General features: G+C 67.9%; 9 protein-coding genes. 5 read left to right on the top strand and 4 right to left on the bottom strand.

Annotated elements, in window-relative coordinates:
* Positions 1-93: 93 nt before the first annotated feature.
* The gene (locus tag ACZ4V1_RS26880) at positions 94-951 is read right to left on the bottom strand and encodes a S1 family peptidase (protein WP_468340599.1); all 858 of its coding nucleotides are present in this window, start codon (positions 949-951) and stop codon (positions 94-96) included.
* Positions 952-1551: 600 nt separating this feature from the next.
* On the opposite strand from ACZ4V1_RS26880, the gene ACZ4V1_RS26875 reads away from it, so the two are divergent.
* The 5 genes from ACZ4V1_RS26875 (at position 1552) to ACZ4V1_RS26855 (ending at position 12936) form a co-directional block, all read left to right on the top strand.
* Positions 1552-4998, top strand: coding sequence for a helicase-related protein (locus ACZ4V1_RS26875; protein ID WP_468340596.1), 3447 nt, complete (start codon positions 1552-1554; stop codon positions 4996-4998).
* On the top strand, positions 4995-7802 hold the full coding sequence (locus tag ACZ4V1_RS26870; RefSeq protein WP_468340593.1) for a DUF1156 domain-containing protein: 2808 nt from the start codon (positions 4995-4997) through the stop codon (positions 7800-7802). The genes ACZ4V1_RS26875 and ACZ4V1_RS26870 overlap by 4 nt, the downstream gene beginning before the upstream one ends.
* 79 nt (positions 7803-7881) lie before the next feature.
* Entirely contained in the window at positions 7882-11247 is a 3366-nt protein-coding gene (locus ACZ4V1_RS26865; protein WP_468340591.1) for a DUF499 domain-containing protein, read from the top strand.
* Positions 11248-11368: 121 nt separating this feature from the next.
* Positions 11369-12343, top strand: a complete 975-nt coding sequence (locus ACZ4V1_RS26860) for a hypothetical protein (RefSeq protein ID WP_468340588.1) — start codon at positions 11369-11371, stop codon at positions 12341-12343.
* A gap of 56 nt (positions 12344-12399) precedes the next feature.
* The gene (locus tag ACZ4V1_RS26855; protein ID WP_468340584.1) at positions 12400-12936 is read left to right on the top strand and encodes a hypothetical protein; all 537 of its coding nucleotides are present in this window, start codon (positions 12400-12402) and stop codon (positions 12934-12936) included.
* 1031 nt (positions 12937-13967) lie between these two features.
* Here the strand turns inward: ACZ4V1_RS26855 and ACZ4V1_RS26850 are convergent.
* The 3 genes from ACZ4V1_RS26850 to ACZ4V1_RS26840 all read right to left on the bottom strand — a co-directional run bounded on the left by ACZ4V1_RS26850 (position 13968) and on the right by ACZ4V1_RS26840 (position 16113).
* The gene (locus tag ACZ4V1_RS26850; protein WP_468340581.1) at positions 13968-14129 is read right to left on the bottom strand and encodes a hypothetical protein; all 162 of its coding nucleotides are present in this window, start codon (positions 14127-14129) and stop codon (positions 13968-13970) included.
* Between the two features lie 248 nt (positions 14130-14377).
* Entirely contained in the window at positions 14378-15862 is a 1485-nt protein-coding gene (locus ACZ4V1_RS26845) for an AAA family ATPase (RefSeq protein WP_468340578.1), read from the bottom strand.
* A complete protein-coding gene (locus tag ACZ4V1_RS26840; protein WP_468340575.1) occupies positions 15859-16113 on the bottom strand; it encodes a hypothetical protein in 255 nt (84 codons plus the stop codon). The genes ACZ4V1_RS26845 and ACZ4V1_RS26840 overlap by 4 nt, the downstream gene beginning before the upstream one ends.
* Positions 16114-16173 lie beyond the last annotated feature (60 nt).

Genomic DNA, 16173 nt, shown 5'->3' with positions numbered 1-16173 from the left:
GACGAGCCAGCCGGCACAAGCCGGTGCACGGGCGGCCGCCTCCCATCCGGAGGCGGCCGCCCGTGCGCTTGCCTGGCAAGCTCTCAGAGGCCGTCAGGCGCCCCCGCGCTGCCGCGCGGCGGCGTCGTCCCATCCCAGCGTCCGCAGAACGGCGGAGACGCGCGTGTACACCCCGGGACTACCCGGGCGCCCACAGCCGCTCCCCCACGACACGAGCCCGATGAGCCTCCCCTGGGCGACCAGCGGCCCCCCGCTGTCCCCCTGGCAGGCGTCGCGGCCACCTACGTCCTCACCGGCACAGAGCATGCTGTCGGAGAGATACCGCCCGTCATCGCTTCCGGGATACGCACGCTCACAGAGCGTGTCGGGGAGCACACGCACGCGTGCCGCCCGCAGGCCGTTCGCGTAGTCCCCGGCGCCCGAGGTGTCACCCCAGCCGTAGACGAGCGCCCCTGTCTCGGGCCCGTACGCGGGGTCGCCCTCTCCCGCCATCCCTATGACCGAGCCGGCGGGCAGGGCTCCGGAAAGGGTGAGCACCGCGAAGTCACCGGCGTTGCTGACGTCGTCGTGCGCCGGGTTCACCCAGACGTCGCGGACGGAGATCTCCTGACCCTGGTCCGAAAGCAGGTCGGTGCGGCCGGCGATGACCCTCAGGTCACGCACCTGCTCGGGCGGCGATCCGAGAACCTGCTCATCCAGGCAGTGTGCCGCCGTGAGCACGGTGGTGCGGCCGACGGCCACTCCCCCGCAGAACTGTCCCGCCCGCGTACCTCCGAACCGGTCACGACTGGACAGGGCGACGGTCCACGGACTGTCGGACACTTCGACCGGAAAGCCCCCGACGACGATGCTGTCGGCTGACGCGGGTGCGGCGGACACCAGCGGTATCGCGGTCGCCGCGGCCGCCAGGACCAGCGGCCGGGCCAGTGCCCGGGCAAAGAGGCGACGCATGCAGGCTCCTCACTCCGAGGTGGTGATGGAACACCCAGGGTGATCCAGCCCGCCGTGCCGCGCACCCGCTGATCAACGCGAAGGCCCGGTTCCCCACCTGGTGGAACCGGGCCTTGTCACTCGTACGACCGCGACCTAGTCGAGGTAGTCGCGCAGTATGGATGGGTGAGCGCTGTGCTTGGTGGGCATACACGCAGGTCGTTTGGAAGCGTGAGCCTGGAAATATCCTGGGTTGGGCCTTGACCGAGTTCAAGGCGGACACGTTGGCGCTAGCAGTCGCGACCCGGAGCGACCGGATCACGCACCATCACGGACGCCACGGACACCACGGACGCCTCCACCTACTCGTCCGAGAAGCCGGGGAAGTAAACGCTCTCTCAGCGCTCCCGCTTGGTCGCCTCGGCCACAGGGAGAAGGCGAGTCATAGACGAGACATCTGAATCTCGGGACTCAGGAGCTTCCAGCTGGGGCATCATTGGACTTCGCTATACGCGTGACCACGAGGTTTCAGTCAGCAGGAGGCTACGGATGTCTGGGCGAAGCCCCCTCCGGCTTGAAGACCTCACCCCTGGCCGCATGGTGGCAGGCATCGCCCCCGGCGTGGACGTCGCAATCGTCGCGTTGCAGATGTTCGGAATAGCCGCTGCCCAGGTGACGTACCGCCGTCCCGACGGCACCGTGGAGGAGCGGATCCTCTACGAGGAGGACGCTGAGCGGCTGGCCGAGGTGACCCCCAGCACAGCGGGCGGCGGCTTCGACGCGGACCCCGGGTTGTTCCGCCTGGCGGCCGAGGCGCTGCGGATCAGGATGGCGGCGCGCGGTGACGCGATGCTTGCCGTGTCCACGAGCCTCCTCGACCCACTGCCCCACCAGATCCAGGCCGTCTACAACGAGCTGCTGCCGCGCACCCCGCTGCGCTTCCTCCTCGCCGACGACCCCGGCGCCGGCAAGACCATCATGGCCGGGCTCTACATCAAGGAGCTGGCGCTCCGCGGCGACCTGGAGCGCTGCCTGATCGTCGTGCCGGGCGGGCTGGTTGATCAGTGGCAGGACGAGCTGCTGGAGAAGTTCGGCCTCGACTTCACCCTTCTCACCCGGCAGCTGACCGACGCGACGATCGACGGCAACGTCTTCGATCGGCATCCCCGGCTCATCGCGCGTATGGACGCCCTGGCCCGTTCCGAGGACCTGCAGCGACTGCTCGGGGAGAGCGGCTGGGACCTGGTCGTCGTGGACGAGGCACACCGGATGAGCGCCAGCTACTTCGGTACGGAGCTCAAGACCACCAAGCGTTACGAACTCGGCCGTCTCCTCGGCCGCCTCACCCGTCACCTGCTCCTGATGACCGCCACCCCACACGCGGGCAAGGAGGAAGACTTCCAGCTGTTCATGACACTGCTGGACAGCGACCGGTTCAGCGGCCGCTACCGGGCGGGCATCCACAGGCACGACGTCTCCGGCCTGATGCGCCGCATGATCAAGGAGGACCTGCTCACCTTCGATGGCAAGCGGCTCTTCCCTGAGCGCCGCGCCTACACCGTGCCGTATGAACTGTCGCCCGCCGAGCAGGAGTTGTACGAGCAGGTCACGGAGTACGTCCGCCAGGAAATGAACCGGGCAGAGCGACTGGACGGCCGACGCGGCAACCAGGTCGGTTTCGCGCTCGCTGTCCTCCAGCGCCGTCTTGCCTCCAGCCCGGCGGCGATCCACCGTTCCCTGGAACGCAGGCGGCTGCGGTTGGAGGCCCGGCGTCAGGAGATGCTGTCGGGGCAGTCTGTGGCGAACGCGGCCCCCGCCTCGGTGCCGTCCATCCCCGTCGAGGACGAGCTGGACGATCTGACCGGCGGCGAGCTGGAGGAGCTGGAGGAACAGGTCGTCGACGCTGCGACCGCCGCCCGCACCCTCCAGGAGCTGGAGCTGGAGATCGCCGCGCTGAGCGAGTTGGAGCGGCTCGCCGCACGGGTCCTTGCCTCCGGTGACGACCGCAAGTGGCGGGAACTGTCCGGGCTGCTCCAGGATGACCCGCTGCTGCGGGACGAGAAAGGGCTGCCGCGCAAGCTGATCGTCTTCACCGAGCACCGCGACACTCTCGACTACCTTTCCCGCCGGATCAGGAACCTGATCGGCCGCCCCGAGGCGGTCGTCGCCATCCACGGCGGCACCCCGCGCCCGCACCGCCGCGACATCCGTGACGCGTTCAACCAGGATCCCGAGGTCCGCGTCCTCGTTGCCACCGACGCCGCCGGCGAGGGCCTGAACCTCCAGCGCGCTCACCTCATGGTCAACTACGACCTGCCGTGGAACCCCAACCGCATCGAGCAACGCTTCGGTCGCATCCACCGCATCGGCCAGACCGAGGTCTGCCACCTGTGGAACCTTGTCGCAGCCGACACCCGCGAGGGCCAGGTCTTCCAACGGCTCCTCGACAAGATCGAACAGCAGTCGAAGGCGTACGACGGCAAGGTCTACAACGTCCTCGGCGAACTCTTCGAGGGCGAGCCGTTGCGCGGCCTGCTCATGGAGGCGATCCGCTACGGCGACCGTCCCGAGGTCAAGAGCCGCCTGGACCAGGTCATTGACGCCCGGGTAGGGGAGCGGGCGATGGAGCTGATCAAGGGGCTGGCACTCGACGCCCATGTCATGGGCCTGGAGGATGTCGAGGCGGTGCGGCTGCGTATGGAGGAGGCCCAGGCCAAGCGGCTGCATCCGCACTACGTACGGGCGTTCTTCCGTGACGCCTTCGACCGGCTCGGTGGCCACCTCAGGGCGCGGGAGAGTGGCCGGTACGAGATCACCCACATCCCGGCCGTCCTGCGCGACACAGGTCGCTTCGGGCTCGGGCTGGGCGGAGTCGTGCAGCGTCGCTACGAGCGGGTCAGCTTCGATCGCGAGCGCGTCAACGTCCCTGGCGCCGCCCGCGCAGACCTGATCGCCCCCGGGCACCCGCTCTTCGACGCCGTACTCGAGGAAACGGTCCACCGGCACGGTGACCTGCTCACCCGGGGCACGGTGCTTGTAGACGCCTCGGACGCGGGCGCGCGCCCCCGGCTGCTGACCGCGCTGGTCCAGGAGGTCGTCGACGGACACGGGCGGTCGGTCGACCGTTCCTTCGCCTTCGTGGAACTGCACCCCAATGGCACGGCTCATGACGCGGGCCCCGCTCCGTACCTTGACTACCGCCCGCCCACGCCCCGGGAGGCCGAAGCGGCAGGGGTGGTGCTCCTCAAGGAGGAGTGGCTACGGGACGGTGGTCCCGTCCGCGCCATGGAGTGGGCGGTGGGAGAGGCGGTCCCCCAGCACCTGAACCGGACCCGTGAGCGCCTCCTGCCCGTCATCGAGCGCACCCGCGCCCAGGTCGAGCAGCGCCTGCGCCAGGAGATCGGCTTCTGGTACGCGCAAGCGGGGAAACTCGAGCTGGACGTCGCCGAGGGCAAGAAGGTCCGCCACCGTCCGGAGACCGCCCGCGCCTGGGCCGAGGACCTTGAGCGCCGCCGCGAGCAGCGTCTGGCCGCGCTGGACAAGGACCAGGCACTCCAGGCCCTCCCGCCTGTGGTGGCGGGGTGCGCGCTCGTCGTGCCGGTCGGCTGGCTGGTCGGGCACGTCGGCCCTGCCGAGACTCTGGCGGAGAGGGCCACGCTGGACGCCCTCCACGCGGTGGACGGCTACGAGACCGATCGACGTGCTGTCGCTGCGGTGCTCGGCGCCGAGCGTGACCTGGGCCGTGTTCCGGAGGAGATGGCCCACAACAATCCCGGCTACGACATCCGATCGCTTAGTCTTGACGGTCACCTCGTGCACATCGAGGTGAAGGGCCGTCGGGAGGGCGCGGAGCACTTCTACGTCAGCCGCAACGAGGTCCTCGTCGCCAAGAACCGGGGCGAGCAGCACCGTCTCGCCCTGGTCTCCGTGAGCCCGCACGGTCCGGACCACGACGAGATCCGGTACCTGACCGACGCCTTCGCCGACACCGACTTCGGCGACCTGAAGACCGAGGGGCTCCTGCTGTCCTGGCAGGACGCCTGGAACAAGGGAGGAACCCCGCAGTGAGCGGCGCAACCGAAGACACGGCCCCGGCTCCAGAACCGGAGCGCCGCACCAAGCTCATCGAGGTGTCCCTCCCGCTGGAGGCGATCAACCGGGAGTCCGCCCGGGAGAAGTCCATCCGGCACGGGCATCCGTCGACCCTGCACCTGTGGTGGGCCCGCCGGCCGTTGGCGGCTGCGCGCGCGATGCTCTTCGCCCAGCTCGTGGACGACCCGGCCTCGCGGCCCGATCTCTATCCGGGGGACGGGGAGCAGAAGGCCGCGCGGCAGGAGCTGTTCGACCTCATCGAGGAGATGGTGCCGTGGGAGGCCACGCGCGATGAGCGGATCATGCGCAAGGTTCGGGAGAAGATCGCCGAGTCGCATGGGGAGGGCCCGCTTCCGGCTGTCCTCGATCCCTTCGCGGGCGGCGGGGCGATTCCGTTGGAGGCGCATCGGCTTGGGCTTGAGGCTCACGCCAGTGACCTGAACCCGGTTCCCGTCGTCATCAACAAAGCGCTGATCGAGATCCCGCCGAAGTGGGCGGGGCGCAAGCCGGTGTCTCCGACGGCGGAACTGCGGCACGAGGGGAGCTGGCGGGGGGCGAGTGGGCTCGCGGAGGATGTCCGGCAGTACGGGCAGTGGATGCGGGAGCGGGCGTTCGCGAAGATCGGCTCCCATTACCCGAAGGCCAAGCTGGAGGACGGGAGCGAGGCGCCGGTCATTGCTTGGCTTTGGGCGCGGACGGTGGCTTGTCCTGACCCTGCTTGCGGGGCGGAGATGCCGTTGGTGCGGTCGTTCTGGCTGAGTAAGAAGAAGGATCGGCCCCGTTACGTCGTCCCCGAGCCGGTGGATGGCCGGGCGACGTTCACGATCGGAGGTCCCGAGGGCGAGCCCCGTGAGGGGACTGTGGACGGCAAGGGCGCCGAGTGCCTGGTGTGCGGCAACCGGGCCACGCTGAAGTACGTCCGGGCCGAGGGAGTGGCCGGACGCATGGGCGCGATGATGATGGCCATGGTCGCGGAGGGGAAGCGGCAGCGGATCTACTTGGCGCCGACGGCAGAGCATGTTGGGGCGGCGGAGGTGGGGCGGCCTGCCAAGGTTCCGGAATCAGAACTGCCGGAAAAGGCGCTCAGCTTCCGGGTGCAGGCGTATGGGATGCGAAAGCACGCCGACCTGTTCACGAACCGGCAGTTGCTTGCGCTGACCACGTTCAGCGAACTGGTTGGCGAGGCCCGTGAGAGGGTTGAACAGGATGCACGAGACGCGGGCATAGCGGAAGCTGAGGCGGCCGAATACGGGAAGGCTGTGGCCACGTACCTGGGTTTTGCCGTAAGCCGGATGGCGGACTACGCATCCACGATCACCACGTGGGCCAGCAATCCGCAGATGGAGATTCTCCGTAGCACGTTTGCTCGGCAGGCGTTGCCTATGACGTGGGATTTCGCTGAAGGCGACCCGTTCGGTCCGTCGTCTGGAACCCTGGAGATCATGCTGAAGGCGATCGGGAAAAGCCTTGACGCCCTGCCTGCTCAGCCCGTCGAGGGCCACGTGGATCAGGCGGATGCCACCACCCGCCTCTACGACAACTACGTCATCAATACTGACCCTCCCTACTACGACAACATCGGCTACGCAGACCTTTCGGACTTCTTTTATGTCTGGCTCCGCCGTTCTCTCGGCAGTATCTACCCCGAGGTCATGACCACGATCCTCACCCCAAAGGAGCCCGAGCTTATTGCCTCCCCCTACCGGCACGGCGGGAGTCGGGAGAAGGCGGAGGCGCACTTCGAGAGCGGGTTCGTCGAGACCTTCACGCAAATGCGCGCGGGCCATCACCCCGACTTCCCCCTCGTCGTCTACTACGCCTTCAAGCAGGCGGAGACCGACAACGAGAACGGCATCGCGTCCACCGGCTGGGAGACCATGCTGAACGGCCTCATCCAGGCTGGCTGGTCCGTCACCGGCACCTGGCCCGTCCGTACCGAGCGCTCCGGCCGCTCCATCGGCATCGGCACCAACGCCCTCGCCTCCTCCGTAGTCCTAGCCTGCCGCCCCCGCCACGTCACCGCCGGCTCCACCGACCGCCGTGGCTTCCTCCGCGCCCTCCGCAGTGAACTCCCCGATAAGCTGCGCAAGTTGCAGGAGGGCAACCTCGCCCCTGTCGACCTCCCCCAGTCCGCGATCGGCCCCGGCATCGCTGTGTTCTCGCGGTACGCGAAGGTCACCGAGCCCGACGGCACTCCCATGCGCGTCCGCACCGCACTCGGACTCATCAACGACGTCTTGGCCGACGTGCTCAACGAACAAGAGGGCGAGTTCGACCAGGACACGCGTTGGGCGATCCGCTGGTTCGAGCAGTTCCAGTGGAACAAGGGCGCCTTCGGAGACGCCGAGACGCTCGCGAAGGCGTACAACGTGTCCGTGAGGGGGCTCCAGGACGCCCACATCACCGCGTCCGGTGACAGCAAGGTGTGGCTCGTCGCCCCGGCCGACCTGCCGGAGTCGTACGACCCGGAGACGGACAGCCGTATCTCCGTGTGGGAGGCGGCCATGCACCTGTCCCGCGTGCTGGACGGCAAGGGCGCCCAGTCTGGCGTGGGACCGGCCGGTGAGCTGCTCGCCGGGATCCGGGCGCGCAGGGAGTTCGACGAGGACACCATCCGCGACCTCGCCCACCTGCTCTACAGCATCTGTGACCGACGCCGCTGGTCGGAGAGCGGGCAGCGGTTTAACAACCTCGCCAGTGCCTGGTCCGACCTCCAGACCGAGGCTCGCAACGCCGAGAAGCGCGGCCCGCGTAAGCCACAACACCAGCCCCTCTTCTGAACGCCCGGCCACCCACAGGCACCCGGAAAGGCAGGACACCCGCACCATGGCGGTGAACAACCGAGACCGTGTCTACCGCATGATCGACATCCTTGGGGAGGGGCTGCTGCCCTTCCTGGAACGGGAGATGATTAAGCGGCAGGGCGACAGCTGGTTCGAGGACGCGGAGAGCGAGGCCCGGGGACAAGGAAAGCAGATCGGCAGGAACGATCCGCAGTTCCTGCTGAACCTCCTCCAGCGGTACTGGAGCACCTACTTCCGGCATCTGCTCCCGGCGAGCGCCCGTGGATTCGCCAGCGAGATGAACGCTGTACGCAACCAGTGGGCGCACAACGAGAAGTTCACCGCGGACGACACCCTGCGCGCGCTGGACACGGCGGAGCGGCTGCTACGGGCTGTGCACGCGGACCCCGCCCTGGTCGAGGAGGTCCGCGAGTCCCGGCAGACGCTGCACCGGCAGGTGACGGAGGAGGAGACGAAGAAGGCGGCCCGTCGGGCGCGTGCCGTGCCGAGCGTGGCCGCCGAGGGGCTGAGGCCCTGGCGTGACGTGCTCACCCCGCACGAGGACGTGGCGCGCGGCGACTTCAACGCCTCCGAGTTCGCCGCCGACCTGTGGCGGGTGGCGCGCGGGGAGGGCGCCGCCGAGTACACCGAACCGGAGGAGTTCTTCCAGCGGACGTACCTCACCGAGGGCCTGGAAGAGCTGCTTGCCAAGTCGTTGCGCCGGATCAGCGGTGACCCGAACGCGGCGCCCGTCATTAACCTCCAGACCAACTTCGGCGGCGGCAAGACCCACTCGATGATGGCGCTGTACCACCTGTACGCGCCGAGTCTGAAGGTGAACCGGCTGCCGCAGGACCTTCAGGAGCTGATCGCCGCGGCGCCGGGTGGCGGGCTGCCCGGCGGAACGGTGCACCGGGCCGTGCTGGTCGGTAACGAACTGGGCATCGGGCAGGCCGACGTCAAGCCCGACGGTACCGTCGTCAACACCATGTGGGGCCAGCTCGCCTGGGGGCTCGGCAAGAGGCAGGCGTACGACATCATCGCCGAAGCCGACCGCACCAGTACCAGCCCCGGCACCGCCCTGCTCCAGGACCTGATCGCGGCGTACGCACCCTGCGTCATCCTCATCGACGAGTGGGTGCAGTACGCGGGCCCGCTGTTCGGCAACGACAGCCTGACCGCCGGCTCCTTCGAGACGCATTTCTCCTTCGCGCAGTCCCTCACCGAGGCCGTCGCCTCGGTCGACGGGGCCCAGCTGCTGGTGTCCATTCCGGCCTCCGCGACCGGTGAGATCAGCGCCGCCGACCAGTACGACATCGGCGGGGAGAACAACCGCACCGCGCTGGAGCGGCTGCAGAACGTCGTCCACCGCAAGGCCGACGCCTGGCGGCCCGCCAGCCCCGACGAGTCCTTCGAGATCGTGCGCCGCCGTCTCTTCCAGACCCCCACCAGCGAGGTCCAGGCCGAGATCAACAAGGTGGCGCGGCTCTACACGCAGTTCTACGGCACCGAGAAGCGCGAGTTCCCGGCCGGTTGCGACACCATGGACTACGAGCGGCGGATCAAGTCGACGTATCCGATCCACCCGGAACTGTTCGCGCGGCTCTACGAGGACTGGTCCACACTGCCCAGGTTCCAGCGCACCCGGGGTGTGCTGCGGCTGATGAGCACCGTCATCCACGCGCTGTGGCGGGACCAGAACCAGAGCCCCATGATCATGCCCGGTGACGTGCCCATACACGACACCCGCGTCAACCAAGAGCTGACGTACTACCTGGAGGACCGCTGGAAGCCGATCATCGACGCCGACGTCGACGGGCCCGACTCCACGCCGGCCTCCGTCGACGCCGAGAAGCCCGTGCTCGGGCAGCGCGGCATGAGCCGGCGCGTGGCCCGGACCGTCTTCATGGGCTCCGCGCCCCGCGTGCACGCCGCCCGCAAGGGCCTGTCCGAGCCGCACATCCGGCTCGGCATGGCCATCCCCGGCGAACCGCTGGGCAACTTCCGCACCGCGCTCAACGCCCTCGCCGACCGTTCCACCTACCTCTACGGCGACGGCGAACGCCACTGGTACGACACCCACGCCAACATCACCCGCACCGCCAAGGACGAGGCGAACAAGCTTCTCGACGACGTCGACAAGGTGTGGGCGGACGTGGTGCGCCGGCTCAGCGTGGTCCAGGGCGTGCGCGGGCAGTTCCACGCCGTCCACGCGGCGCCGCTGCCCGCGAGCGACATCCCGGACAACGACAACGCCCGCCTGGTGCTGCTGCATCCTCGCTTCACCCACCGCAGCGCCAGAGACGTGCCCGACTCCGAGGCCCTGCGCTTCGCCCAGGAGGCACTCGACCAGTACCGCTCCGGAACCCGGCAGCACCGCAACGCCCTTGTCTTCCTCGCCCCCGATCGCAAGGAGATCGAGGAGGTCGCCGAGGCCGTCCGCGAGTACCTGGGCTGGAAGCAGGTCCTCACCCAGCACGTCCAGCTCGACCTGACGGAGAACCAGAGGACGCAGGCCAGGACCCGGATGGAGAAGGCGGACGAGACGGTCAGCCTTCGCCTCGGCAAGGCCTACCGCTGGGTCCTCGTCCCCGAGCAGGTCCCCGGTGCCAAGATCGAGTGGGTCAACTTCAAGGTCGATCTGCCCGCCATCGACGACGCCGCCATCCAGGTCGGCGACCGTCTCAAGCGCCAGGGCATGCTCTACGTCCTGCAGGCCCCTGCAGTCCTGCACCAGCGGATCAACGACGCCCTAGGCCAGGAGTGGAACCGGGACGGCCACATCTCCGTCGGCCGCCTGTGGGAACTGCACACCAAATACCCGTACATGAACCGGCTGCGCGACCGCACCGTCCTCGACCAGGGTATCGAGGACGTCCTCTCCCACGTCACCTGGGAAACCGACGGCTTCGCCCTCGCCACCGGCCACGACTCCGACACCGGCCGCTACCTGGGCCTCGTGCTGCCCTGCCGTAGCGCGTCCTTCGGCCAGATCACCGACAGCACGCTGTTGGTGCGCGCAGACGTCGCCGTCGCCCAGGAGACCGCCGACCTGGCGGCAGCCGCCGCGCGGCACCAGAAGCCGACCGATCAGGACGATGATGCCGACGACGGCACGGGTATCGGGACCGGGCAGGGCTCTGGCGGTCCGTCGGTATCCCCCCGCCCTGCGCCCGGCGCCCCGGTCCCGGCGCCTACTCCGCTACCGCGCACCCCGACCCGGTTCTATGCCCATGCCCGGCTAGACACCGAGCAGTACAGCAAGCACGCCACGAAGTACGCCTTCGAGATCCTCCAGCACCTCGAAGCCATCGGGGCGGACGTCGAGATCACGGTCGAGATCCAGGCGACCGCGCCCGGCGGCTTCCCCGCGGACAAGGTGCGCACTCTCACTGAAAACGCCAACACCCTCAAACTGCAAGCCCAGTTCGAGGAGGAGTAGGACATGCGGGCCGGGCCGGGCGATGCGTGCCCCGGCCCGGCCTGATCGTTTCGGCATCCGCCTGCCGTCTGGATACGCTGGTGAATCCAGTCGTCACCGAACGCCACGGGGGAGCACGGGCATGGCCGCACGCAACCGGGACAGAGTCATCCACTTCTACGAGATCGCCGACGGCGACGCCCCCACAAGTTCCCGCCTCCCGCACAGGGACTGGGGGGCACACATCCGCCGCCTGTGCGCCCAGCCGCCCGCGCAGCGCATCTCGCGCACCGGCGAAGAAGTCTTGATCGGCGCCGTCGACCCCCTCCAGACAGCCTCGCATCTGCTGCTCGCCAAGGTCCGCCAGGACGTGCCGCAGCTCTTCGACCAGGCCGACGGCACCCTCAGCCGCCTCCAACTCGCCGCAGACAAGGAGCTGGTGGACGTCACCACGGTGTACTTCCTGCCTTTCGGCAACGTCCTCGCCACCATGGCCGGCGGTATCTCCGCCCCTCGCGCCCAAGCCCTGAAGCGCTGGCTTGACGACATGCATGCTGCCGGCCCCGAGGTCCGCAACATCGAGCTGCGGCCGGTGGTCAACGCCCGCTCCCGGGAGAAGCTCGCGCACGCGGCGGCCATCGAGCAGCTGACTGTGCGGATCGCCCCCGAGCCGCCGGACAGCCCCACGGCCCTGCGTGCCAGCTCCAACCTTGGCACCGCACTTAGCCAACTGCACGAGGACAACCCGGACATGATCATCACGCTGAAGCTGGAGGTGCCGAAGAAGTCCCGCGTCCTCTCGCCCCGCCGCCGCGCCCGCGGGCACAACCAACTCCTCGACTCCACGCGGGTGTTCGCCAACGACATCGCGGACTGGCTGGACAACTCCGACGCTGTCGACACCGCCGCCGCGCAGGCCCGTATGGAGGCGTGGCATAGCGACGCCGACGACGAGAAGATCGACTTCGTCAGCGAGCGCATCACCGCGAAGTGTGTCGTGCCGTTCTCCTCCAGCGACGGTCACGCCATCGACCTCCAGGTAGCCCTGAACCAGTTGGAGCGGGTCTCCCTGCAGAACGAAAGGGTGCTGCGGGCCGCTGTCAGTGCCGACCTCTAGCCTGGAGGGCAGCTAGGGCGAAAGCCCTGGTCGGGGCGCGCGGGGGAGGGGCGGGTATGGCGAGTGTGGTGGAGGCGGTACGCGGGCTGCTGAACGCGTGGCGGTCACGGCCGGCGGCGGACTGGCTGGTGACCGCGGTCATCCTCGGCGGGCATGGTCTGCTGGTCGCACTGACCGGACGCGGCGACATCTTCGGCGCGCCCAACCGTGAACAGCGCTTGGATATCTACACGACGGGCGCCACCGTCGTAGCCTTGGTCGGCAGCTTCGTCACAGCGGCAATCTCGCAGTACGCAGCTGCTACGGGAAGGCGCATGCGGACGCTGCGCACAGCCGGGCATTTGGCATCCCAATTCCGGCGGAACTGGGTAAGTATTCTCTCGGCGACCCTCTTGATCTCGGGTACCTGCCTATTGGCCACAGTGCTGGACACCACGGAGGCCGATCCCGGCGGCGTCCACTGGATGGTGGAAGCAGCGCTTCTGCTTGGGGTAGCCCGGTCCTATCGGCTGCTCTGGCTGTTCGACTCGGTGATCAAGGCCACGGATCGAGACCTGGCAGATAGTCCGGAACCTCAGCGGCTACGGACGTGATGTGCAGCGAGCAGCCGCACATCACGGAGGCGTTCCGCCGCCGCAGGATCGACCGCATGTGGCGAATGACATTTCAGCGCTCGGGGGGGCCGGAACTTCGCGCGGGCTGCGGCTGCAGCTTGATCAACACGCAAAATTTTCACTGCGGGGAGAAAAGCGGTCGAGGGGGCGAGGTCGACCGCTGACCTGCGATTACGTCGAGACCCCTCCCCCTCCCTTCATCGACACCGACAGCGATGGGGGTGCCGACAGCGACAGCGATGGGGGGCCGACGGCGACACCCGGACAACCCCACCGACAACCCGCGCCGGACTCCCACACCGGCCGTCACCGACACAGCAGGCGCGACCCTAACGAGGGCGGACACGACAGGGGCACCAGCGGCGTCGCCGACGGTGTAACCCACGCGCCGCCGACACCGACGGCGACGGCGACGGCGACCGGATCAACACCATGCAGCTGGCACACTGCTGTGCCATGGACGGGGAGGGGTGGGTAGCGGTCATTAGCGCAGCGCTGCGGCTGGACTGGCAGGAGCGGCGCTGGGTGCGATCGGCGGGCACGTCAGGGTCGGGCTCAGGCACACGGCACCATGGAGGGCGTACGGCTGCAGCTTTTCTGAGCAGCGGGGCAGATGCTCTCTGGCAGGCCGAAACCGATGCGTGCGCCTTGTTCGTCGATGCTGGCCGCGTGCGCTGTTCAAGCAGGGACAGCTGCTGGCCATTGCAGAACTGCATCTTGAGCAGAAGCAACAAATGCACGCATATGGCATCGGATCGTGAGACCAGCTTGTTAGGGAAGCTAAGAGATATTCAGGTTGAGTGCCAACTTCGAGAGACTTACGCTACGTCTTCGCATGTCATCGACGTCGGCGGAGGGCGCCAGCCGTGGGCCATGCGCTGACCATCGCTACCGATGCCATGCTCCATCGGTAGTGTGCTGCTGAGGACGAACCAGAACGGCACCAAAGACGCTCCGGCGAAGCTGGTCGCACGTCGCCGCGAGTGACTGTCCGGTACCTGCGTGACGAATCAGGCGGACACTCGCAGGACGTACTCGCGCAGATAGGTGAGTACCGCGGACGAACCGACTCGGCCGTCGGGCCTGTTGTTGACCGTGTTCCACAGGCGCGCCGCTTCCTTCGCGGCTGCTTCGGAGTCCAGCTGCTCAGCCAGCTGGCGAATGACGCCCAAGTGGCGGCAGAAAACGTCACCATCGTGACGGTGATGAAGGGGGTCCCGTCACCATCGACATCACCAGGCATCGCCAAGGCCGTCACCATTCGATCAAAGCTCTGACCAGGTACTTCATCATTCGTCACTATCGAGTCACCGTCGCCGTCGCCACTTCACCATCGATCCTCCCCCCTATGTAAATAGGGGGACGGTGATGACCGAAGAAGGTGATGGACGGTGTCAGTAGGTGAGGGTCTGGTCGAGCCTCAGCCCGTGGCTGCGATCTCACGGAGCGCAGAAGCTTGGTCAGGCGTCAGCGTCCCCTCGCGCCACTTCTGGAGCACCTGATGGCCCAGGAGGGTGAGACGATAGCGGCTGCCCGTCTTCTCGACACAACCATTGCGAATTAGGGTGCCGACGTGGGACTCGGCGTTCTTCGACTCCCAGGGCTTGCCGCCCTCACGTGGGTTCAGCTCGTTCATCACGTCGCGGAGATTGCCGACGAGGGCACCGCCGACGGGGTCGTACTCGTCCATAGACCGCAGCATCCCCATCCGCTCCTCATCGAAGCCAGGCAGCACCGGGCGCTCCTGCCGGGTCCAGTCGTCGGTGATCTCCCTGTTCGGGCACAGCGACCCACGGCCGCCGTCCTCGGGCTCCCACTTGTCCAGGCGGAGAGTGAGGTCGTCGCGGCCCTCGTCGTCCTTCGACTTGCCGCCGTCGCCTTGCTTCGTGGACAGCATGACGGTCATCTTGTCGTCGGTCCGCTTCGTGACTATGACGGTGTTGGCGGCGGCGTACTGGGCACCAGAACCGCGCATGCCATTGCCCTTCTTGTCGAAGTGGTGGACGAGGATGACACACCCGCCGGTGGCCTCGCGAAGACTATGGCCGGCGTTGATGATGACGCCCATGCCTTCGGCGGTGTTTTCGTCCTGACCGACGGAGCACATGGCCTGCGTATCGAAGATGACCATGCCGAAGCGCTCCGCCTTGGCGTACGCGATCAGCGCGGGCATCTGTTCCTCGAAGTCGGCAAGCTGGATCGCGGCCGGGTAGTAGAAGACGTTCTCGACCTGGCCGTTGAACTTCTGCCAGGCGTTCTTCCGGTGCTTAAACATGGACGCGCCCTCGGCGACGATGTACAGCGCCCTGCCGTGGGCCATCGGGATGCCGTGGTAGCTCCCCCCGGGCTTCCCGTACCGCGCGGCTAGGTCGTGGGCGATGAACGACTTGAAGGTGCCCGAGGCGCCCGCGATCCAGTTCAGGGAGTCGCCGTAGAGCCATCCCGGCACGATCGGGTCAGGGTCCTCCATGGCATCCAGGTCGTTGGCGCTCATCACGCTCGTCCGCAGCGTCTCCAGGAACACGGCGGCGGCCGGGGACAGTTCCCCGCTGATCCGACTCTCAGCCTTCTCCCGCTTGATCCTTTCGCGGGCGGTGGCCTTCATCCGCTCCTGGTCGTCGAACTGCTTCTGCAACTCGTCCTGGTCGCCCTTGATGCGGGTCATCTCGGCGATGACGGCCTTGGTGAACGCCTGACGGACCCAGTTGTCCTCGGCCGCCTCACCGAACCAGAAAGTGTACTTCGAGGCCCGCTCCTCGTTGGAGGCGTAGGCGAGGCCGGTGGCGGCTGCGTACCATGCACCGGCATTCCAGCCAGCGGCGTCCCACGGGTACCGAGTGGGATCCTGCGGATCCCCCGCCTGAAACGTGTCGGTGTCGTTGACGGGCCGGCTGAAGGAGCTCATGCGGCACCGCCCTCGTCGTCGGTGAGGCATGCGCACCCGTCCTCGTGGAGGAACAGCGCCGGGATCACCTTTCCTGCCCGGGTCAGGGCTCGCCGCTGCTGGCGGTTGGGCATCTGGGGGCGGGCCCAGCAGTCAGGGCACTTCCCGTGCAGGTTGGCAGCGCGGCGGACAGCGAGCCCGTTCTTGAGCGTGTCGGGGGCGGAGTCGGGAATGGCCGGCTGGATGACCAGGGCCCGGTCTCCGTCGAACATGGTCAAACTGACGTCGTAGCTCTTGTGGCCCTCGGTATTCGCGTCCCGGAGGTCGCGGCT

Source organism: Streptomyces sp. NPDC028991, from assembly GCF_055564775.1.
This window is presented reverse-complemented; position numbering and strand designations above follow the sequence as displayed.